We start from the raw sequence: 25133 nt of genomic DNA, 5'->3' as shown, positions 1-25133 counted from the left end.
TTATCCTAATTCTTCTCTCATTAAGTCTAAACCTTCACGTATTATCTTCTGGTGTGGTTGTTTAGATACACAAATAAATTCTGTTAACGCAAAATCTTCTGGAGCTACTTCGTAACCTCCTAAAGCTTCCATTTCATCTAAATCTTTTATCATAAATGCTTTTAATAATTGCATTGGATAAATATCTAAAGGAAATACATTTTCGTAAGAACCTGTAACAACAAATGCTCTATGTTCTCCGTTTGTATTTGTGTTTAAATCGTACTTTTTATTTGGAGTTAACCAAGAAAATGTTAAAGCTCTTGATGTAGAAACCTTATTAAAGATTGGTTTTGTCCATCCAAATAATTCATAATCATTTCCTTCTGGAATTGCCGTTATTTGATTGTCATAATATCCTAAAAAGGCATCTTCTTGCACTTCTTTTCCAGACAATACATTACCACTAATAATTCTAGTGTTTGCAGTATCTAGGTTTCCTTTTACAACATCAGAAATAGTTGCACCAGCAATTGCAGTAACATATTGTGGTTTACTAAACTTAGACCCCGTTAAAGCAACTGTTCTTTTAGCATTGAATTTACCCGTTAAGAGTAACTCTCCAATTATTACTAAATCTTGAGGTGCAATAACCCAAACAACTTCTCCTTTATTAATAGGAGCCACTTGTGAGATTTGAGTTCCAACATTTCCAACAGGATGAGGACCAGAAACTGTATGAATTTCTATGCCGTTTAAGTTACCAAAAGGAGATATCGCTTTATTTGCAATTGAAACATGAACTTTTCCAACTGTTAATTTTCTAACAGCAGAAAGTGCAGCTTGTAATTCCGCTTCTTTTCCTTTTAAGGTGTAATCTAAATCTGCGGCTAAAGGCGCACTTGCATATCCTGAAACAAAAATAGCTTTAGGAACTTGATTTGGATTTGCAACAACATCATAAGGACGTTGTTTTATAAAAGGCCAACAACCAGCAGCAAATAAATGATTTTTAACTTCTTCTGCAGACATTTTACCTGCATCTTTCTTGCCAAAATCTTTATACTCTTGTTTTACATCAGCAGCAATTTTCATTGCTAATACTTTTCTTCTTGCTCCACGTATTACCTCTACTACTTTACCAGAAACCGGACTTGAAAATAAAATACGTTCATCACTTTTTGAATAAAAAAGTGGTTCTCCTGCTTTTATTTCTGCGCCTTCTTTGGCAATTAACTTAGGAATGATTCCGTGAAAATCTTCTGGCTTTATTGCATATACACTACCAATAGAAAGCTCTTTTGTAGTATGTTCTGCTTCACCAACCAGCTTAATATCTAAGCCTTTTTTAATACGAATGTCTTTTGACATAGTCAATTTGAAATATTAGTTAACTAAAAAAAATCATGCAAATTTAAAGATTTTGATAGTGATGTTTGATATAATTTAACTTTTATCTTGATGAAAAATATTATTTATAATAATTCTAAATAAAGAAAACATTTTAGTCTGTTTATAATAATTGAATACTCCTTTTAAGAATTAAATTACTATGATTGATTATTGACAACAAGTAATTTTCAAAAAACAAGAACCTTCTATATTTTAACTAAAACTTATTTATATATGAACTTCTAATATAATCTCCCTAAACTATCAATTTAAATCTATCCTTTTTATTCAAGAATTACTTTTTTACGAAGCCATCCATTATTTGTTTGAATTTGAATAAAATACACACCCACCGCCAACCTTGGCAATAAAACATCCTTTACTCCACTAGACTCAAAGGAAAAACTTATTAATTCTTTACCTAAAAGTGTAAATAATTTAAAAAAGGAATTTCCATTTGGCAAACCAACAATTCTTAAAGTATTTTTATTTATTTTGTAGACACTTATATTTTGTAAAACTACGTTCCTTAAATTCAAAGAGCTCCTCGAAGTATGCAAATAGAATCTACCAATACCTTTTAAACTTTTTGAAAGCATAACTTTATAATTGCTATTATTTTCTCCTAAACTCGAAAAAACACCTGTCTCCCGATCTTCTAAAAACACTTTTATATCTGCGGGTAAATTTAAGCTTTCAGCAGAAAAAGAAATTTCTTTTCCAGCTTCTGCATTTATACCTATTGGAACAATTAGATTTTCAAAATCTCTAGGTAAAGCTTGTCTTACAAAATCCACTCCTTTACTGTTATTAACCAAATGTGTATAGATACTTAATAAAGATGGAGCACCCGTAAAAGTACCAATATCAAAAGCTGGGTCCAACTTTGTGGTTTTACCCAATGAATAATTTATTTCTGTAGCTCTATTTTTTTTGCCGTCCGAAATAATTAATTTAATAGATGAATCAGTATTCGATTTATAAAACAACCCAGAAACATTATGCCGCTGCAAAGATCTTGAAATTGTAAAATTGTCTAGATTTTCATTATTTGCACTTACAAAAAAACCTTGACCGGGGTGAATATAATCTTCACCCAGCAAAGGTTTGTAACCTCCTTCTTCCGAATTTTTAGAATTATCCCAAACATAAACAGCTAGATGAGTATTTGACAAACTTTCTAAATTTAAAGCAAGTAAATCACCTACTAAAATATAAGAAGGAAAAGGATTTCCTACTAAATTCCATTTATTTTCGTCTCCAAACCCTTTATCAATAGTAGTAAAAAAATCTTCTATTTTTATAGCTCCTGTAAAACTAATATCTGAATTTGTAATTTCATCTTTTTTTATAGAATACCCTTGACCATTATTAAAATCACCTGAATCTCCTATTGTTGGATATACCCAATCTCCATCCAAATCTATTGTATTTATGTAAGAAGCAATCGCTAAATTATTATTAGAACTTGAACTATCATCAATTAAATTATTGTCTACCCAAGCAGTATCATATGTTTCACCAACGACAGGACTAGAGACTAAATGCCATTTCGTATCGTTAACTTTTAAACTATATGTTATTTCTCCATTAGAAACCTCTTTAACAATTAAAGAAGCTCCATTTTCTGCAGTTAATGAACCGTCAATATTTAGATTCTTTATACTTACACTTGTATTCTCAGCGATTGCTGGATAATTTATTAAACCAGACGGGATGTAAACATTGTCATTAGTTGATGGCAAAACTAAATCTGAGTTCCAGTTACTAACATTCGACCAATTACTATCTATACTTCCAGACCAAACAACACTGTTTAATTCTCCTTCAGCATCCCAATCTAAAAAGAAATCATCAACATAATAATTTGTATTGGGTGTTGTAAAATATAACTTCGGATACATTTCAATTTCTGATGCATTAGAACCATCAAGAGAAACTACCGGACTAAATACTTGTATCCAAGTATTTACTGGTAAAGTAATTTTAGAAGAACTCATGTTTACTCCATCAACATTTAAAGCATAAAAAACATCGGCAATTGTTTCCGACTTTACCCAAACAGAAGTTTGATATTCTCTTTTTGTTAATTCTGGATGCTGAAACCTATTACCGACAGTTGTATTTGACTTGAATGAAACAATTCCTTTATTAGAAGCACTTGCACCACTTGTAGTTACAACTTTTAAACTTTTTAAACCATTGTGTATATTATTCACATTAGCTTCTTCAGAAATTGACACATACGTTTTACCCGAGTCAGCCTCTGTTTCAAAAAAATCTGTGTGTGCTTTCACTATTCCGTTAGCTGCATTCCATTCGATACTTGATCCTGCCAAACCTTGTTTTAAAGAAGTATCATCTATATAAAAGGTAACATTTTCTGTTTCTGGTATAATTACAGGCGTTATTTGGTCTGCCATATTTGCATCAAAATATTTAACTACATAATTCCAATTTGTATTTGTTGCTGTATATATATCAGTTAAAATTTGGGTGTTATTATTCACTCCGATTGAAATTTTATCTCCAACAGTTACTGCCTTAAGCCAAACACCAAAGAAGTATCTTCCGTCTGAATCTGCTGCAATTGGTAAACTTGTTTTTAAAAAACCTTTAGATTTTGTTGTAACAAAATACCTTAAAGCTGTTTCTGACGAAGACCCTCTTGTTTCTGATTTTTCTTGTGAAACTTGAGAATATGTATTTTGTGTTTCATCTCCTCTTTCTATACTCCAAGAATTTAAAGAAAAAGGATTTAACCAAGCTTCAAAATCATAATTTAAAACATAATTTTTTGTTTTTGTTAATGCATTATTAGAAAGCGCTCCATTATTTAAAAAATACGATTCAAAATCAGTTTGTATTGCAGAATTTCCAAAATCATCTAGAATATCAGTACTACTTTTTAATTGCACTGAAATAACCCCAACATGTGTGTTAGAATTCGCGATTTCTATTTTGTAGGCTGTATTTGAAATTTGCTCAACACTAGCAATAGACAATCCGCTAGAAGCAATTCCCTCTAACTCAAAATCTGAACTATCTACATTTAAAACATACTCACTAAATGTTACTATAAACCACCAAAGTCCAGCATCAGAATGAACAGAAATGTTATTAATTATTGGTTTGGAAATATCATAAACTAACTCTAGCTTATTTGAAATTTCAGCTAAGTTATTATTCTCATCTAAAACAACTTCTGCTGGAACTTGAATAGAAAAAGCACCTTCTGATAAAGGAATAATATCAACTTTATAACTTTTTGAATCTAAAGTTGATAAGGATGATATAACTGCATTATTTAGTAGAAAATCTGTTAACTCAAGACCAGAAACTACATTAGAAAACACAACATCTAACGTTACTGGATTTAAATTTGTATTCAAAATTTGTGTTGTAGAAATCACAACTGATGTTGGAGCTACACTAGAATCTATAGAAACTAAAATTTCGTATGCGGTAAAAGTTGCTTCGTCTTCAGACAAAACATTGTAAACAATTGGTGCTATAAAGTCTCGTGAAACACTACCAGACGTTTGTATCGTTTGATCTACAAATACTTTTGAATTTGTACTCGTTTCAAAAACAGCCGTTAAAGAAGAAATATCTGTATTCTTAGGCAAGATAATATTTATTTTATCAGATAAAATAGCTGTTTCCAAAGCTGAAATTCCTAAAAAACTAAAAGAATTAAATACCCCATTTTCGTTTAATTGTGGACTTGCAATACTATAAGATTGAAAGACACCTCCCATACTGCCATCTATTTTAAAAGATTCTGTCTTATTAATATCTATAACAATATCTGCAGTACTATTATAAATTTTAAAATTAATAGTCTCTAAATCAGTATTCGCATACACAGACAAATAAGCAACATACTTATTAGCACTTGCAACATATTCTATATTTGCTACGCCTCTTATTTCTCCATTTACAAAAGCAGCAACTTTATCTTCTTGATCTTTAAGTATTGTTCCATTTATATTTAAAAATGACGTAAATGTCATGCTATATTGATAATTAGCTGTATTTACAGACCAATTAGGGTCTTGTGCATTTATAGTTTGTATCAAAAAATAGATTAAAACTACAAAAGAAAATTTTGAAATTTTTGTTTTCATCTCTTAATTTTGATGTACGTTAATGACAGTGTTTAACAATAAGTTACCCGCTTTATCTTGTATTGTATTTACTGGCTTTATATTTAAAGAAACTACGCCATAAAAGTCTGCTATACTCATAACAGTAATTAAATAGGTTGAATCGTTTTCTTTTACTACTGTAAATGTTGCGTCAGAAACACTCACAAAATCAGACGAAGAAACATTTTCTACGTCTTCACTAAACGTTACCGTAAATTCTAGTATATCATCTTTTGTAATTTCTTCTGTCGGATCCTTTCTTTTAATAGTAGCTACATAAGGTCTTACAAGATCATAGATAAATGTCAATTTATTAGATGGTGAATTCCCTTCATTATCAGAATTTAGAACCTTATTTTGTGGTATTTCTATAGAAAAATCACCTTGTTGAATTGGCACAACTGTTAGTACATAAAGTAATTCGTTTTCTTTCTTTATATTCGAAACAACTGCATTAACGCACAAAACATCTTCCGGAATAAAGTTAGAAATAGCAACATTTGTTGTTAAATTAACCTGCAGCGGTGCTTGCTTAACAACACTATTTGCAGCACTTGTTAAAACCAATACCGGCGGATCTACATTTTCACTTGCCACAGTAACACTTACCTCATATTCCACGAATACTTCTTCATTTTCTGATAAAACTTTATAAGTAACGGTGTTGGTAAAATCTTGTACAGATGCTCCTGATAACTGTTTTGTATTTTCAAGAAAGAGGTTTGCTCCATTACTCAAAACATATTCAATCGTCAAGCCAGTAATATCTGTACCGAAAGGAAGAACAACAGCTACATTATTATTGTTCACTACTTCAGAAACTGTTGAAACCCCTTTAAAAGAAAACAAATTTAAAAGAGCTTCATTATTTAAAGCTGGATCTGCAATACTGTAAGACTGAAAAATACCACCAACATTACCATCAATGATAAAATTTTCGGTTGCTGTAATATCAACAACATTATCATTCGCACTATCATAGATTTTAAAAGTTATTGTTTCTCCATTTGTATTGGCAAATACAGACAAATAGGCTACATATTTATTTGCGCTTGCAACAAAAACTACATTTGCCACACCCCTTATTTCACCATTTACAAAAGCCGCAACTTTATTTTCACCCGAAGATAAAGTTGTGCCATTTACATTTAAAAATGTCGTAAAAGTCATGCTATATTGATAGTTCGCCGAATTTACAGACCAATTAGGATCTTGTGCCTTTGCTTTTAACCCTATTAATAATAGAGTTAAAAAAATAAAATAGTTCTTCATAGTCTATCTTATTTTTTAACCATTTTCTTAATAATACTCTTTCCATCAGAAGTACTTAACTTCATCAAATAAACTCCTTTTGCTAAACTAGAAGTATCTATTGCAGTAATATCCTTATCTGTAGAAATTGTGTTCACAAGCGCACCAATCGTACTAAATATTTCAATTTTAGTAACCTTATCTGCTTGCAGAGACGCGTTTATAATTATGCTATTTGAAAACGGGTTTGGATACATAACAACATTACTTAGAAACACATCTTCAGATGACAAACTCATTAAGTTTAAAACAACTGGTGCTTTAAGTTTTCCAAGAACTTTATTGTTTTCAAAAACAAAACTAGACATTGCATCTACTTCTGTAATTCCGTCAGAAACCTTAAACTTTAAAGCATCATTTGAATTACTAAAAACAGAAATAAAACTTATTCTTTTCTTCTGTAAAGTAACAATTGGAGACGCTCCTCTTAAAACGCCATCAGAATCATAGACTAAAACTTTAGTAAAGTTACCATCGGCTATAACTTCTGCAACAATACTCATGTTGGCATTGTATCTAGAAAATAGCGCAATGGTTTCTGCAGCATGTTCTTGACCCGATGAATCAGATTTCGCTGCGTTCTCTGAATTCGGATAATTTAACGTTTGCGAAGCTGAAGCTCCAGACTTTATCATATACCCTCTATTAGATTGCATATAATTAAGTGTTCCACTCCAGCCAGAACTGGTATCATAAATTGCAAAAGTATATTGATCTTTTATAACATCACCATCGGTAGGATTATAAAACGAAAGGGCTTCATTTAAACTAATATTTCTATGAATCGGAAACGGTAACCAGTTCCACCCTATATTAATAGTCAAGTCTATATTCGCTTCATCCACATCATTTCCAATTAATACTAAGGCGTTTGCAGCTGCCAATTTCACTTTATACATGCGGTTATTGGCTATCGTAGTTAAAGAACCATACCAATAGTTGTCTTCATAATTTGTATATTTATTTTGAGATTTAATCTGATCATTGTCTTGTAAAACCAATCCGTCAAATGTTGCTTTTACATTGTTAAATCTGTCATCTTCTACATAAAAAGAGGTCCAGGTCCAACCTTGATTTAAAGCCAATGTCTGTTCAGAAAATTCAGCTCCAGAAAATAGGACTGGGGTTGATTTTGAGCCTAAAACCGCATTCTGTAAAAAAGACGTGCTTGGCGCACCATCTATAGCAGCTATTAAAACTTGGCCATTGATTGCATCCCAAATTTTAAAGGTTATTTTTTCATCACTTGTAACATTGCTATACGCAGTTAAGTATACAAAATAACTATCATAAGCTGTATCATATTTTAAATAAGCCTCTCCTCTTGGTGTATCATTTACAAAAGCACCAATTTTAGTGTATTGATCTCTAGAAAAAACCTCATTAATTTTAATTTTACCAATAACATTCATACTACTAGAATAATCAGGCGCATTTATAGACCAATCTGGTGCTGTTGTTAACACTCTTAAATCTAAGGTTAATCTGTCGTTAAATTCGGATGCAGTTTCTAGATAGATATCTGCGTTATATGTACCCATTGCTAACTCATCATCGACTTTAAAAACCACCTGTTTTGTTGCGTTTGGTGCTACAGATCCCGACATATCCTGAACCGTTATCCAAGTTGGCACACCACTAATTGTATAGGCTTGATTGCTACCTCCTTTATTTACAACATCCATTGTAAATGAATAGGCTTCATTTACCTTTTTCTCAGCTACAATCTCTTTTGTTTGATTTTGTGTAAACCATTCTATTTCTTGTTTGCTTACAAAAGCAGACCACGTTATTGGTGAGATTTGCTCATTAAAATGTTTATCTAACATTTTAGATACAGAGAAATCTAAAATCTGCCCTTCAAAAAGCGCCCATTCTTCTGTTGTTAACGTGGGTTGAATAATCATTTGATCTCCATTAATTACCGTGGTAAAAGGAATGTTTGTAAATTGTAACTTCGGTTTTAATGGAGGTGAATCTTCCGTATAGCTTTGCGTTCCTCCATTTAAAATTGAAAAGGTAGACGACACCCCATTATTCACAACCAAATGACTGTATTTAGGACCATTTGTGGTGTTAGTATCTTCCTGATTAAAGTCTGTATACAACATTAAACCCTCAGAAGATGCTTCGATCTCAAAATAGCGATCTCTTTTAATTTGCTCGAAACTTCTTGCAGTATTCCACAAACGAATCTCATCTAAATTTCCTGTAAAATGATTGTCAATCGTTTCTGTAGAAGAAGAATCTTCATACAAACGCGCCCCTATTAAAATTTTGTTTCCAGAAACTCCTCCAATATGTGCTGAAGAAATAGAGGCTACTTCTAAAGCATCTATATAAGAACTTATAGCACCCCCTCTTTTAACAACTAAAGCAACATGATGCCAAGAGCCATCTGCGATACTTTGAGTAGTTAAGTCATAAGACATATTTTCTGATAGTAGTTCTAAATTACCGTCAGATTTCATATTTACAGACCATTTATTTCTAAAACCATTGGTTAGCTCAAGATCATCATTATTTCCTTTTCCATTAGAAAAAATAGTTCCTTTAGCTGCTATCGTAGTTTTAACCCAAAATGACAATGTGATATCTTCTGCAATACTAGGTTGCACAAAGCCTACATTTTCTAAAGATAAGTAAGAATTATCAACAAATTTATACCCGGTTCCTTGTGGATTAATAGCCCAATCTAAATTTACAATTGCATTTCTGCTTTTAGCTTTATCAACTCCTACTTTTCCATGGCCTTCATCTAAAGTCCAATAGCCTAACAAATTTAACTCTCTACCTGTTAATGTTCTGTCTTTTGCTACATTTGCTTGCGCAGGTGTAAAGGTTTTAGACCAAAAACGAATATCATGAATGTTACCAATTACATTATTGCCTCCTATAAAAATTGAGCTATTAGAATTGAAGTCTAAATCTCCATTTAAATTTGTATAACCAGTTACCTCTCCATTCTCAAATATCAGTAATTGAGGGCTGCCTCCAGTTTGATACACTAAAGAATAGAAATTATATTGAGAAGGATTTATTGTTGCAGTTACGGATGCTCCTCCCACACTAAATGTAAGGTCGTTACCTTCTAAGCTAGCATTAATTCCGTTTTCTTGAGTAATTAAATCTCCAACTCCAGTGGTTGCATTTTTATACCAAAATTGCATGGTAAATGCACCATTTGGTAATATTTGATATGGTAATTCTATTTGATTTGCACCCCCATCTAAAAATACAGAAACACTATGGTCTATTTCTTGTTGAGTCTGCAAACCCGTTACTTTAATATGAGTTAAGTCACCTTCAAAAACAGCTTCATTAAATCGCAAAGAAATATCTTCGCCAACATCTAAAATACCATCAGAAGGTTGTGGGGTGCCAAATAGCACTGGTGCATTTAAATTGACAACTCCTTGTACAATTGGCGAAACGTTAATAACATCATCAGTACAATAAGAAATTGCTCTAAACTCGTAATTGCCATCTGAAATATTTTCTCCAATAATATCCCAATTAAAGGTGTATTCTGATTTTGCAGGATCTATAACTGCACCATCGTCATCTTCTGCTGCACCCATTAAAGCTAGCGTACCATAATAGGTTTTAAACTTCATCCAATTTGCAGAGTTTGCATTTCTATATTGCAATTCTATTTTTATGAACCCCGCAAAATCGGTATTAAAATCTGTAAACGTAATGGGTAATTCGTTTGTTGTAGTGGTTGTAGCTCCATTATTATTTGTAACTGTAGTATACCCTTCTGCTCTGTTAAAAATCCAATTGTCTTGTGGTGCAGAAACAGTTACTGTAGAGCACGATGGTTTAAACTCTACCGAAACATCTATAAAAGCTTCAGAAGAATTAATATCATCACAAGGCGCTTTTAAATACACTCTAATGTTATCATATTTAAAGATACTTGACGCAGATGATTTATACACTTCAAAAGGAAATTCTACCGTTTCATTATAAGGAATATATACATTAACCCCATTAGGTGCTATGTTCGTAGAAGCACCATTTAAGGTTAAAGCGTCAACCTCTATAATGTATTCTAATGCAGATTGTGTTTCACTATTATTCTTTAGAAGTAAAGTAAACAATGCCCCTTCACTTTCTGGAATATTTTTTAGAACACTTTTGTCTGCTCTTACATCTGGTTTATACACGCTATTTGTTGCGTCTCCTAGAACCTCACCTCCAACACCAATTCCGTTTGTGCTATACGCTTCTGCTTGTTCATAAAAAATAGAGGTTGTTTCGCCTTCGTAAGGACATGAGGTAGAACCACCTTTTGTTATAAAAACAGGTCCATTACCATCAAACATATTTACCACATCTACACTTAATACATTAAATAAATCATTATCTTTTAAGGTATACGAAATTGTGGTTGTAATCTCTTCTTCAGAATTAAGTATATCTGTATCTATTTCTGAATGTACTTGAGTAAACACAGAATTATAACCTACACTATTTACAAAGTTACCAAGTTGTTCTTTAAATTCATTTGATGTTTCAATTGTTATTTCTGTAGATTTTCCATTAATTTTAACCGTAGAAATAGCACTTGTAAACGCACCCAAACCAGCATCAAAAGATTGATTGGAAAAGAAATTTTCATTTACCAAATTATTTATTTGAGTTTGATATTCTCCAAAACCATTAACTTTTTCTAAAACTTCTTGCTTATACGTTTCTCTATTATTCTTTGCATCAAACTTCGTTTTTTCATTTTCTTGAATAATTCGTTTCCATAAATTTGCTTGATTTGTGTATGACTCTGCTGTTCTTAATGATCCTACTGGCTCAGAACTTTGATCAAAACCCTCTGCAAAAGCAATCAACTCTGGTATTAAAGTTTCTACAATATGTTTTTGAGAATACGAGAAAAATGTATTTGTTGGTTGCTCTCCAATAACACGATCTTTTCTAGTACTTACATATAAATCTTTACTGTTACCTCCTTCATCTACACCTGTTATTGTAATATGTGCCACTGCTGTTCCGTTTGTTGACATTAACACGTTTTCAGTAATAAACATATTATCAAAAAGACCATAATACATATTTTTAGCATTTCCAATGTATAAATCTCCATCAGAACCTACAAAATCAATAGCATCACTAGTAGAAATTGTTTGATTAAATGTATAACTATTTGTGGTTACATTTTGGCTTGTATTAGTTATCGATTTAGACATTAAACCTTCTGTATCTGCAACAAAAGCAGTTTCTACATCTGTATATGCCGCAATTGCACCTGTACTAATTGTAATATTTGGTCCAATAGACGCATAAAAACCAACACCGTCTTCACCTGCTGAAGCATCTACTTTTTCTGATGTATAAGTTATTGTTGTTCCTTTTTCTATGGATGCAAAACTATTTGAGCCTGGTGGATCTCTTAAAATAATATCTGGAACCTCTGGTGCAATGGTAGCAAAAGCTACACCACCAGAACTTTTACCTCCTTTTACAATTCCTTCATTTTTAAAATAATCTAAATTAGAAATAGTCAATGTATTACTACCTGGTATACTATATTGAACCGTAATTGCACTTTTAAAAGAATCAGCAATTGAAATATTTGGTTCTCCTGCGTAAAAGGAGTATTTATATTGTGTTCTATTTTGAATAAGTGCCATTGTACTTGCACCTGCAATCTCAAAATTATTTGTGATATTAAAAGTTCCTTCTGTAAAAAATTCTTTAATTAAAACGTCTACTGCAGCATCTTTATTTACATAATTCTGTGAGACTTCGAACAGCATATTGTACTTTTTTCTCTGAAGATATAAAGGAACTGTTAATGCAGCAATATTATAGATATTTCCACCTATTTCAATTTCCCTCTCATATTCTTGGTTTATCAATTCTACAGTTACAGGAGCGTTGTATCTAAAACTTTTTTTATGATGAAATGCTTCTGAAAACAATTCTGTACCGTCTTTTGTTGTGTAGCTAACAGAGTCTAAAACTGGTGTTGTTACTAAATTAAGTGTTTCAGTACTGGTTAAAAAAGCACCATTTAAGGCTGGGTTTGACGGAACTTTTAAATCACCAGGTTTAATATGATATATATACGGAATTAAAGAAGTTTTATATTCGCCGGTTATGGAATCTGTTGCAACAGAAACATCTAAACTAGTGGTATTAATATTACCTTTTAAGATAATCTCTGCAATACCAATATTATTTTTAGAAGAAATTAGCTCTGTTTCTTCATTATCTGTACCTGCGTTATTTGTATAAGAAAACGCACCCTCTAATCCAAAACCTACAGGTTTATCCGATTCTATTTTACCTCCCACAACTCTACCAACTAAAGAAATTCTTGTAGTGTCTATAAACCATCTTTGTTCTATTTGGTCTTCAACAAAATTAAAGGTGTCTGAGGCTGGAAAATAACCATTATGAGCAAAAGTGTGTCCATCTTTTCTAACTTCTATCCGATGTTGTCCAATAGGTACATTAATACTAAAACTACCATCTGAATCTGTCTCTACTGGTTGGTTATTTGCATTAATCACAATGTTTCCGTCTATGTAGATATTGGCTTTCTCCAAACCAATTACGGGGTATTTTTTTAATTCTCCGTCTTCATAATATCCGTTATTAAGATTTATAGTACCGCCATCGTAATAATACTGCCCTTTATTGAGAGTAATTCTATTATTATTGCTGGTAACTTGATATTGATTATAACCAAAATCCTGAATATCTCTATAGGCTTCAGTATTATCTAAAGTAGTACTATTAAATACACCTTGAACATTATAAACTGCTCTACCATTAAATTTAAAAGAAGAAATGTCTTTAAAATTTAATTGATTCACCACACTTGCTTCTGCTCCTAAAAATAAGGATTGGCTTGCGGGTTCAAATTTATGTACACCTAAAGATGGTGAAATTACAAAAGACTCTCCTGTACCTGCATACCCAATACTAGAAATGGTATAAGCACCATTTGCATCTGTAACTCCAAAAACACCTAATTGTTTTTTTGTAGGAGTCACCGAACTAAAACCAACTTTACTGCCAAAAAAACCATCGTTTTTGTTTTGACGAAATCCTTTTTTAGAAAAATCATACACATTGGCACCTTCTTTTTCATCCATTCTTAAGTAGATGCTTAAATCAGTTTCGCTACCACTTATATACCTTCTGTAATCTCTTCTTATTTCATCTTCAGAGAGTGCACGTTGCCAAATTCTAACCTCATCTAAATAGCCATTATACCCGTCTCCATTAATACCTTGTCCAATAATTACTTTATCAATGGTAGCATCTATAGTATAATTTGAGAATACACCAACATTTAAACTAGGTTTAGAAACGCTATCAGAACCAAAAATACCATCTATATATGCTTGCGTTATTTCTCTTCCGTTAAGATAAAATTTTGGTTTACTTCCTTGTTCTAAAACAGTAGAAACATGAATAAAAGATGTATCTGTTAAAGAAGAAATATTTTCAAAAACATCATTTCCTTCATTATCTAATTCTCCTGTAGGATAAGAATCTTTTAATATAACCGTTGTAAGTTGTTGACCATTAATTAAAACTTCTAACTTGATAGAATGCACAGCGCTGTCTATGTCTATAAATTTACCCGCACTGAATTCTATATTATAATTATCTGTGGTTTGTAATTGAATAATATAATCTTGTTTAGTAACCCAAGTTTGTAGTGTTAATTGCTTGGTAGGTATTTCATATTCAATATTATTAATCTCCACAAAACCCCCTATAAATTGTAAACTAGATCCAGAATTGTTATCCGCTCCGTTTGCTTCTGCAAAAACAAGAGCATCTTGCACTGGGCTACCTCCATCAAAACTTATAGATCCAGAAACCGTGGCTGTTGGATTTCTAAAACCCACACCTGTTATATACGTAGTATACAGTTCTTCAATCTCAGAAACACCCACAGCTTCTACTTTATATTCGTATAAAACACCCCCTTGTGTTTGGGTGTCATTATACTCATAAACATCTTTGCTTACGCTACTAATTAACTGCATTGGCGTTACACTCCCTAATTCTTTTCTATAAATATTAATTTTTTCTGTAACATTCTGGTTTGCACCAAATTCCCACTTAATATTTACCCTATCGGTATAATACCCTTTTGAAACTTCGAAACCATCGATAACAAAAGTTTGCGCAATATATAGGATGCCATAAGGAAAACCAAACCTAGTTCTAAATGCACTAGGATATAAAAAAGAAGGAAGTGGATTTCCTACTTGCATTTGCAAATTATAGTCATCAGTAGATTTATAATCTATAGCAGCATTACCAACAAAAAGTTGGTGCTGACTCTGCTCTTGTGCCTTGGCAGTATGAACCAACAAACACAAACAGATAACTTGTAGTATTTTATTCATATTGTAAAATTTTAAAAATGACTATAATTTTATGATATAATTTACACCGTAACTACTTGGTCTAATCTCCTTATTATCAGTAGCCGTAAAATCTGTAGTACCTAATACGTCATGCAAGTGAGCCCCACTTTCACTAATAGCATCACCCCCTCCTGAAACAGCAGCAAAACTTTCATCTTGTCCATTTGAATCTTTTAGATGTGGCATACCACCATTACCAGTAATAATTTGACTATCCATAGGTAATTTCTCAATATCGTGTCTATGCTCTCCTGCCCCGTTCGTGAATAAACCAGCTGAACCATGCAAATGTTGCGTTAACCTAGTTTGCTGACTTTGAAATTGATTTAAAGAAATTTCATCAACGAAATCCCCGTCATCTCTTGCACCAACACCTTTTAAAAACCTACCACTAAGGTTAGGTACATTATTCCCTATTAAGTTTTTTAATGCTATTGCATCATCATTATTTTCTATACTTCTTCCATCACAAAGCACCCAACCCAAAGGAGCATCTGTACCTATATAAGGCATAATAGCACCTGTAGGAACGCCATTGGCAGCATGTTCTGCATTTATAGCATAATGGGCATAGGGTGTATATTGAAATGTTTGATCGTAAACTTCTATAGTATTACCTTCATAAACTACAGATACTTTCATTTTTAAATCTTGAATTGAGAAATCTATCTCACTAAACACAGTTGAATTCTGTGGAGTTCCATTTTTTACGATGTGAGAAAAAACACCAAAAACATCTGTCTTAATAGTCTTTGTTTCTGCATAAAGCTCTGTATTGTTATTTGTTGTAATGCTAAACGTAAAAGTTAAAGGTTTATCCGTAATGGCAGAACTTTGGGCATCTCTGGCAATTCCTTGAACAGAAATACCTTGTGCAAAAAAGTTTACAGAAATGCAAAAGAACAATAGGCTTAAAAATGATTTTTTCATGATAAATATAATTTAGGACTTAATTTACTCGCAAGTAAGGCAATAAATAATGGTTAAAGCATTAAGTGAGGAGTTAATATCTCTATAATTTTTTAGTCCTCTTTTACAAACCAAGTATAAAACCACACTAAGTAACTTAAAAACCAAGTTTTAAATAAATTATTTTTATTAAAAAAGAATAGTTTTAAAAAATAACCTTTAAATTGTGTTTTCTATATTTACTCTCTAAATGCTAAGTGTATTTTTTAATAGCTCAGAAAAGGAACACTTTTTGCGATATACATTTAAACTTAAAAAGGTCTATTTTTGAATTTCATTATCATTAAAAATATGCATCAAAAAATAACAATAATTTTAGTCTTCTTTTTTAATTCTGTAATTTCTCAGAACATAAAAACGATACAATTAAGACCTTTACAAGAAAACTACTTTTCTTCAATTGTTCCTTTAGGCACCGTTTTAGAATTGTCTTTTGATGATTTAGATGCAGATAGCAAAGAGTATAAATATAAAATTGAGCACATGACGCACGATTGGCAATCTAGCAGGTTATTATCTAGCCAATATATTGATGGTTTTAATCAAAATTCAATTATTAATGTAACAAACTCATTTAATACACTTCAGAATTACACACATTACGCAGTACAAATTCCGAATATAAATACTAAAATTAAAGAAAGCGGGAATTACTTATTATCTGTTCTTGACAAATATGATGATGTTGTTTTTACAAGACGTTTTATACTATATGAAAAAGCGACAATAGTTGGTGTTTCTGTTGAAAGAAGTAGAAATACAAAAACATTAAACACCCAACAAACCATTCAGTTTTCTGTAAATCATCCAAATATTAGAATTAACAATCCAAATCAAGAAATTAATGTTGTGATTCTAAAAAACAATAATTGGAGCGAAAAAATAACAGATTTACAACCTACTTTCTTCAAACAAAATCAACTTTTATACACGTATACAAACAAAACAAATTTTTGGGGAGGAAATGAATATTTTTATTTTGACAATAAAATCATTAGAAACGGTAGTTTAAACATTATTAAAGTAGAAAAAAAAGAGGTTTACCATCATTATTTATATCCGTTTACATTTAATGAGTTTAAAAGATACAGCTACAACCCAGATATTAATGGCCAATTTGTAATAAGAACTTTAGAAGCATCTGATGCTAAAACTGAAGCCGATTATGCAATGATGCATTTTTCTGTTTTGGTTGATACCCCTTTTACAGAAAAGGAAGTTTATGTTTATGGCGCTTTTAATGATTTTGCAATTTCTGAAGAAACCAAAATGTATTATAATGCTGAAGAAAAATCTTACAAAGGAAACTTCCTATTAAAACAAGGTTTTTACAACTACACTTTTGCTACCGTTGGTAAAGATGGTTTTGTAAACACAAACGAATTAAATGGTACTTTTTACGAAACAGAAAATGAATATTCTGTAATTGTATACTACAAACCTTTTGGTAGTTTTATAGAACGTGTAATTGGTGTTGGCACAGGTTTCTTTAATCAAAATAGATAAAAGAAAAATTGATTTGTGTTTAATCCACAAAAAAGCTACTTTTACTATAATGGTAGAGCAAATTACAAAAGGGATAAAAATATCTGTAAAAACTAAATACAACGGTACAAACTATAGAAATAATAGGTTGTTTTATACTTTTGCATATATCATTACCATAAAAAACACGTCTTCAAATACGGTAAAACTTACAGATAGGTTTTGGAAAATCTACGATTCTTTAAACAAAACAGAAATTGTAAGTGGCGAAGGTGTAGTTGGGCAAACTCCTATTTTAAAACCAAATGACGTTTACACCTATAGTTCTGGTTGCTTTTTAGAGTCTAACATGGGCGCTATGAAAGGTTTTTACACAATGATAAACCTAGAAACGTACGATCAATTTAAAGTATATATACCAATTTTTCAACTAACAACACCTGTATTATTAAACTAACTAAAACAAAGAAAAAGGTAGCAATTGCTAAAGATCCAGAATGTTTAAACTGTGGACACCCATTTAGTGGGCAAGAAAAATTCTGTCCAGATTGTGGACAAGCTAACAAAGGAAACAAAATTACTTTTAAAAATTTTATTCATGAAATTTTTAATGGATTGTTCAATTTTGATGCAAAATTTTGGAATACAATAATTCCACTTTTAATAAAGCCTGGTAAAGTTTCTAGAGACTATGTTGATGGAAAAAGACAGCGCTACTCAAATCCTTTTCGTTTTTATTTAACCGTTTCTATTCTATTCTTTTTAATCTTAGGGCTCTCTAAAAGCATCGATAAATTTAAAGAACTGAAAAACGGCACTGAAAAAAAACAATCGAGGGTAATTTCTTTTGAAACTGATGACGTTTTTAAAGCTGTTGATATAGACTCGTTAAAAAAAACTGTTAATAAAGAACTTAAAAACTCTAGGATTCCTTTAGACGCTGTCAAAAGAAAAGAAATTGTAGGTAAAGTTATTGAAGAAGCCGAAGATTCTACAAAAAAAGTTCCTAAAAATAAAATTAATTTTGGCAGCCTTCAAATTCAAGATTATTTAAAATTTCAAAAAAAACATCCTAAAATAAATATAGATGAAGCTTTAGATAGCCTTCAAAAAAACAAAACATTCCTTAATAGGTTTATCTATAGCCGAGCAAAAGTGATTAATTCTTTGATTGATGAAGCAGAAAGTCAAGAACAATTTATTAGCCAATTGCTCTCTTATGGTTCCGTAGCATTATTTGTGTTTTTACCCTTCTTCACCCTATTTTTAAAATTATTTTATATCAGAAGAAAATACACATATGTAGATCATCTGGTTTTTGTGTTTCACACACAAACCGTGTTCTTTATGCTTTTATCTATTTACTTTTTAGTAGAACTATTTGGGGCAAAACCACAATTATGGGTTTTTACAATCTTGTTTTTAATGTATCTTTTGATAGCCATGCATAAGTTTTATCAACAAGGTTATTTTAAAACCCTTATAAAATTCATATTACTCAACCTTACCTATCTTTTAATTTCTATTATTGGTGCTGTTATTGTTGGATTGATTTCTTTTGCACTTTATTAGTTGTTAGTAAATCTAAGTAAGTCATCTCTATTGCTGATGCTATTTTCTTTACCGAAGTTACACTTACAGTTTCCACAAAAGAGCGTTTCATTTTTAAAGAAATATCTGGAGTTCCTAATTTTTCATTTTGATGAAATTCAAGTATTTTATCTTGATGAAACTCATTATTATTATTTAACCAATTTACAAACCACTCTTTTCTTAAGGTTTTCATTTCATCTGCATATAAAGTAGATGAAGACCAAATTTTAGGTTCTTGTTCTAGTTTGGTTATATGTTTTATTTTTCCATCCCACACAAATTCATAGGTTTCTATTTTATTTTCCCAATCTACCAAAACAATTGTAAAAGGTTCAATTTCTGTAAAATCAAAATCATTAATAAAATCAATTCCATCATCAGCAGAAAGTACCTTTTTTACAATAACTCCTCTGCTCATTTTATAATATTGATTTCTCTGATGCTTTTCAAATCCTCCATTTAGCAAACAAACCAATCTTTTCTTATCACTAATACCAATCCAAGTTCCTCCTGCCAATTCATCTTTTGGATATATTAACTCCACACCATTCTCATCATAAGAAGTTGGAGGAATTGTTTTTCTTAAAGGAGTTTCATCACGATTAGATGTTAAAATAAAATCATTATTTCCTAAAGGGAGAAAGGTTACTGTACACATATATAGATTTACCTAATTACAATAAGTTTCAAATTTCACTCTTATTACTGAATTTACTACAATAAAAGACATTAAATATCGGGGAAATTTATTAAAACAAAAATTGTAACTTTGAGACTTATAATAAGTCGATTTAATTTTTAAAAACATAGAATATGGCAAGAGGATTTTTTAAAGTTCCAAAAGCAGTAAATGAGCCTGTTAAAGGATATGCTCCTGGCTCTCCTGAGAGAGAAGAGTTGTTAGCAACATATAAAACCATGTTTAACAGCAATATTGATGTGCCTATGCATATTAATGGTGAAGAAGTTAGAACTGGAAACACAAAAAACATTACTCCTCCACATGATCATAAACATGTTGTTGGACAATATCATACTGCAGATAAATCTCATGTAGATACTGCAATTTCTACTGCTTTAGCAGCAAGAGAAGCTTGGTCTAGCGTAAGTTGGATGGAACGTGCAGCTATTTTCTTAAAAGCTGCTGAATTATTAGCGGGTCCTTATAGAGCAAGAATGAATGCTGCAACTATGATTGCACAATCTAAAAATGTATATCAAGCTGAAATTGATGCTGCTTGTGAAATGATTGATTTCTTCCGTTTTAACGTAGAATACATGACTGATATCTTTAAAGATCAGCCAACATCTTCCGCAGGCGTTTGGAACAGAGTTGAGTATAGACCACTAGAAGGGTTTGTATATGCAATTTCTCCTTTTAACTTTACATCTATTGCAGCAAACTTACCTGCAGCAGCAGCTTTAATGGGTAATGTTGTTGTTTGGAAACCTTCTGATCATCAAGCGTATTCTGCACAAGTAATTGTAGACTTATTTAAAGAAGCTGGTTTACCAGATGGTGTTATTAATGTTGTTTATGGAGATCCTGTTATGATTTCTGATACGGTATTAGCTTCTCCAGATTTCTCTGGATTACACTTTACAGGTTCTACGCATGTTTTTAAAGAGTTATGGAAACAAATAGGAAACAATATTCATACCTATAAAACATATCCAAGAATTGTTGGAGAAACTGGTGGAAAAGATTTTATCTGGGTACACAATTCATCAAATCCTTTACAAGTTGCTACTGCAATGACAAGAGGAGCTTTTGAATATCAAGGTCAAAAATGTTCTGCAGCTTCACGTTCTTACATTCCTGCGTCACTTTGGCCGGAGGTTAAGAAACATTTAATTGCACAAACTAGTGAGCTAAAAATGGGGTCTCCAGAGGATACTTCAAACTTTGTAAATGCAGTTATTCATGAAGGTTCTTTTGATAAAATTGCAAGTTATATAGATGCAGCAAAAACAGATAAAGATGCTGAAATAATTGTTGGTGGAAACCATGACAAATCTGTTGGATACTTTATTGAACCAACTGTAATTGTTAGTAATTCTCCAAAGTACGCAACAATGTGTACAGAGTTATTTGGACCTGTAATGACGGTTTATGTTTATGAAGATGCTGAATGGGAAGCTTCATTAAAATTAGTTGATGAAACTTCAGAATATGCATTAACAGGAGCTATCTTTTCGAAAGACAGATATATTGTTGAGAAAGCTTCTAAAGCATTAGAAAATGCAGCAGGAAACTTCTATATTAATGACAAGCCTTCTGGCGCAGTTGTTGGTCAACAACCTTTTGGAGGAGCTAGAGCTTCTGGAACAAATGACAAAGCGGGTTCTGCGCAAAATTTATTACGTTGGACTTCTGTTAGATTGATAAAAGAAACATTGGTATCTCCTATAGATTATAAATACCCTTTCTTAGGATAAGAAAAATCAATTTTTTACATACATAAAAAAGCCTCATCAAATTTGATGAGGCTTTTTACTTTTATAAAAACAAGTTACTTAATAATAAGTTTTCTTGTAGTTTGTTTAACTCCATTTTTAACTCTTACTAAATATAGACCAGGAGATGTCTTATCAAAAAAGATCTTTTTAGAGAAGTTATTTTTTGTATTTAAATAATTTTTCTCGCCAATTAACCTTCCTGTAATATCAAATAATTGAACAATAACTCTGTCTGTATCTACCACTTGAAAATTTAAATTAAACGCTCCATTTGAAGGATTTGGATATAAATTAAAACCTTCAAAAGAAAAATCTTCAACTGAAACAAGACTATCTACTATAAGAGTGTAATCTTCTGTTTCACCCCATTCTGTTAAATGATCTTCATCACAAGCACCATCACCAAACCCATCAGTAGGATCATCATACTCTATAACAACCCTCATTCTTGTATTACCTAATTTAGCATCACTGGGCACAGTAATAGTAAAACTTACAGTTGCTACATTATCTACTTCTGTTCCTAAATCATATCTTTCTGTTGTTTTATCAAAAATATAATCATGATTCCAATCAATAAACACATAACAATGGTCTTGATAGCCTACTGTATCAAAAGTGACACTTACTTGATGAGTATCGCCTTGCATTACTGTTGTGTTTGTGTTTGTGAAATCTTCATAACCATCTTCAAGATCATTATGAGAAGTATTATTAATTGTATTAAAAGTTACATTGGTTATGTGTTCAGAACCCCCTGCTTCATCTGTAAAAGTTGAAGTACAGTAAGAAGGCGTATAAGTTGTAAAACTGAAAATACTAGAGTAAGAACCTTCACCACAATTATTTTTAACCTTTACCCTCCAATAATAAGTTGTATCTCCTAAAAGATCATTTGGAAAATATGAATTTGTGGTAACATTTCCACTAGATATAACGAAACTAAAATTATTATCTGAAGCTACTTGTACATCATAAGAAACAGCATTAGAATCCGCATCCCATTTTAATTCTTCTGACAAAGCAACACCTGTTGCTCCATTTACGGGTGCTATTAATGTTAACAAGTCAAAAGTAGAAGTTGTTAAATTTAATTCAACATCGATGTTTTGGCTAACTGTTGTTGCGTCTGCTTTAATGTTAATCGTATAATTTTGAGGTGTTATTCCATCTAAATTAGAAACCTCCATAACTACATCACCACTATTATTTATAGAATTTGGTGTAAAAAAAATAGTGGCATCAGAAGGTTGACCAGTTGTAGTAAAAGTTACAGCTTCTGAGAAACCATTTAAAAAATCAAAATTTAAAACATAGCTAACTGTTTCATTTCCTGAATTACATGCAGATTGAATTCCACTTGTGTTACTCATTAAAAATGTTGGAGAAGTAGAATTTATTGTAAAATCTATTGAATTTACATTATAAAAAATATTGTCTGCAGCTTCTATCATTATTCTAGCGGTAGTTGTTGCATTATCTGGAATAACAACATCCTCCGTTCCATCATTTGGAGTATTCGATTTTATAGTTATCGGAAAAGTTAAGCCTCCATCTATAGATAATTTAATATTTACATTTTGGCAATTTATAGGAGCTATATCTGTTGTTCCTTTATTCCATGTAATTGTTTGTGTAGAACCTGTGTCCCAATTAACTAAAGAATTAGGCGTTAAAACAACAAATGCTTCTGCTGCTGTTACCGTAACTTCCATATCATCTCTAGCTGTACTTCCTCCTCCTGCATTGTTATCTCTTACAAGAAAAGAAAAACTCATGTCTCTTGCTACAGATGGCAAAACCTCCCAAGTTGTAGATGTATTACCTGCAACAATTGTTGCTAATTCTGGTAAATATCTATTTGGTACTACTTTAGATGGCAATGATCTAAACAATGGTCCTACTGTATTTGTTGATAAAGGTGGCATTGATGCAACTTCATTATCTATCTGTTCCCAATTGTAAGTTAAACTAGAAGTACCATCAACGTCTGTTGCTACTCCTTTTAAAACAAAAGGAGTAGATTTTGGTATGCTATAATCAGATCCTGCATTCGCTATTGGTCCTGAATTACCCGTATCTGTTAACGTAGCACAATTTGCAGAAGATTGAATGGTATTCCACATTTCAGTGATACTTATAGAGTGAAAATAATCATCACTTTGGTTTTGTACGTTTGGTAAACAAATACCTGCATACCCCATAATTGTAGATGCACTTCCTGGCTCTACAGCTGTTACATTATTTCTATTACAATCATTATTTTGAGTATGATTAGCACCAAACTGATGGCCAATTTCATGCGCTACATAATCTACATCATAGGCATCTCCAACAGGCTCACTTCTACCAGTTACTCCTTTTGCCTTCTGACCTGGAACACAAACTACACCTCCACCTGCTAAACCATCTCCTCCAACACTAAAAATATGACCGATATCATAATTAGCATTTCCGATTTTTGTGTCACAAATAGCTTGAACTTCATCAAGCATTGTATTAGGATCTCCATCTGAAATTCCATCTGTTGCAGCATCTAAAAAAATTACTTCTTCATTATTAGCTACTAAAACCATTTTTACAGATAAATCTCTTTCGTAAATTCCATTAATTCTAGTTAATGAAGTATTCATTGCCGATAAAACAACTGCTTTCTTTTCTGCGTCCGTTGCAGATGCAGGCACATCCTGTCTTGTTAAATGAAATTGCGCATATTCTCCACTACAAACCAATGCCAAACGAAAAGTTCTTAGTTTTCCATCGTTTGCATTTCTAGCCAAATTATCTCGTTGTAAATTTTCATTTACCACCTCTTCTACTTGACATTCAAATTCTTTTTCATCTTTACCTAGATCACTTCTCTTATAAACAATATAATCTTTATTGTCTTTTGAATAAGGGTCTATATATACCGTTTTTTCTTTTCCAGAATATACAACTGCATGAAAGCCGTCTATACCAACACTAATTTTAGCCACAGATGAAGGGTCATCTATACCTTGTGCTGAATAGGATTTTATTGTTGGAAATTTCAAAGACAAATTAGACTCAAAATTTGAAGTCTCTTTAATACGAAACCTCAACAATTCTCCTTTCTCATTTGGCAATGATATAATTTGATGTTTTTTCTTTAAGTCCGTTTTTAATTTATTAATATTTAATGACAATAATTTATACTTAGAAGGAAGATTTTTAATTTTATGAATTTCTTTTCTTTGTAATAAAGAATTAGTATTCTCTAGTTTTTTCCAAACTTTTTGAGCGTTAACCTCTCCCAGAGACATAAAAAACGTAATAAATACAAAAATAAAGGTTACTCTAATTTTCATGAAGTATAATTTAAAATAGAAGTTGTAGTATTCAAATATAAACAAAT

Annotated in this window: 11 protein-coding genes; 4 read left to right on the top strand and 7 right to left on the bottom strand. The window is 31.5% G+C overall.

Going from position 1 to position 25133, the window contains the following annotated elements; genetic code table 11:
* The 5 genes from BTO04_RS12305 to BTO04_RS12285 all read right to left on the bottom strand — a co-directional run bounded on the left by BTO04_RS12305 (position 1) and on the right by BTO04_RS12285 (position 16180).
* Entirely contained in the window at positions 1–1350 is a 1350-nt protein-coding gene (locus tag BTO04_RS12305; protein WP_087564781.1) for a Na(+)-translocating NADH-quinone reductase subunit A, read from the bottom strand.
* Positions 1351–1655: 305 nt separating this feature from the next.
* Positions 1656–5501, bottom strand: coding sequence for a T9SS type A sorting domain-containing protein (locus BTO04_RS12300; RefSeq protein ID WP_087564780.1), 3846 nt, complete (start codon positions 5499–5501; stop codon positions 1656–1658).
* 3 nt (positions 5502–5504) lie between these two features.
* On the bottom strand, positions 5505–6794 hold the full coding sequence (locus tag BTO04_RS12295; RefSeq protein ID WP_087564779.1) for a hypothetical protein: 1290 nt from the start codon (positions 6792–6794) through the stop codon (positions 5505–5507).
* Positions 6795–6802: 8 nt separating this feature from the next.
* Positions 6803–15229: a LamG-like jellyroll fold domain-containing protein gene (locus BTO04_RS12290; protein WP_087564778.1), complete on the bottom strand. Its 8427-nt coding sequence runs from the start codon at positions 15227–15229 to the stop codon at positions 6803–6805.
* 21 nt (positions 15230–15250) lie between these two features.
* Positions 15251–16180: a phage tail protein gene (locus BTO04_RS12285; RefSeq protein ID WP_087564777.1), complete on the bottom strand. Its 930-nt coding sequence runs from the start codon at positions 16178–16180 to the stop codon at positions 15251–15253.
* Between the two features lie 330 nt (positions 16181–16510).
* Here BTO04_RS12285 and BTO04_RS12280 point away from each other — a divergent pair, with 330 nt between their 5' ends.
* From BTO04_RS12280 to BTO04_RS12270, 3 genes are all read left to right on the top strand, one after another.
* A complete protein-coding gene (locus tag BTO04_RS12280; RefSeq protein WP_087564776.1) occupies positions 16511–17725 on the top strand; it encodes a DUF5103 domain-containing protein in 1215 nt (404 codons plus the stop codon).
* A 49-nt stretch (positions 17726–17774) separates the two neighbouring features.
* Positions 17775–18161, top strand: a complete 387-nt coding sequence (gene apaG, locus BTO04_RS12275) for a Co2+/Mg2+ efflux protein ApaG (protein WP_087565413.1) — start codon at positions 17775–17777, stop codon at positions 18159–18161.
* 158 nt (positions 18162–18319) lie between these two features.
* Positions 18320–19276, top strand: coding sequence for a DUF3667 domain-containing protein (locus tag BTO04_RS12270; protein WP_157662463.1), 957 nt, complete (start codon positions 18320–18322; stop codon positions 19274–19276).
* Here the strand turns inward: BTO04_RS12270 and BTO04_RS12265 are convergent.
* Positions 19242–19955, bottom strand: coding sequence for an NRDE family protein (locus BTO04_RS12265; protein ID WP_087564774.1), 714 nt, complete (start codon positions 19953–19955; stop codon positions 19242–19244). The genes BTO04_RS12270 and BTO04_RS12265 overlap by 35 nt on opposite strands.
* Before the next feature lie 155 nt (positions 19956–20110).
* Here BTO04_RS12265 and pruA point away from each other — a divergent pair, with 155 nt between their 5' ends.
* Positions 20111–21736 carry an L-glutamate gamma-semialdehyde dehydrogenase gene (gene pruA / locus BTO04_RS12260; RefSeq protein WP_087564773.1) on the top strand — a complete coding sequence of 542 codons (1626 nt, stop codon included), beginning with the start codon at positions 20111–20113 and terminating at the stop codon, positions 21734–21736.
* 74 nt (positions 21737–21810) lie between these two features.
* Here the strand turns inward: pruA and BTO04_RS12255 are convergent, their stop codons facing one another.
* A complete protein-coding gene (locus BTO04_RS12255; protein ID WP_232455901.1) occupies positions 21811–25086 on the bottom strand; it encodes a zinc-dependent metalloprotease family protein in 3276 nt (1091 codons plus the stop codon).
* Positions 25087–25133 lie beyond the last annotated feature (47 nt).

The organism is Polaribacter sp. SA4-10, assembly GCF_002163835.1.
In the GTDB taxonomy this organism is placed as follows: Bacteria; Bacteroidota; Bacteroidia; order Flavobacteriales; family Flavobacteriaceae; genus Polaribacter.
Note: the sequence above shows the minus strand (reverse complement) of the source record. Positions and strands in the feature narration are given on the sequence as shown.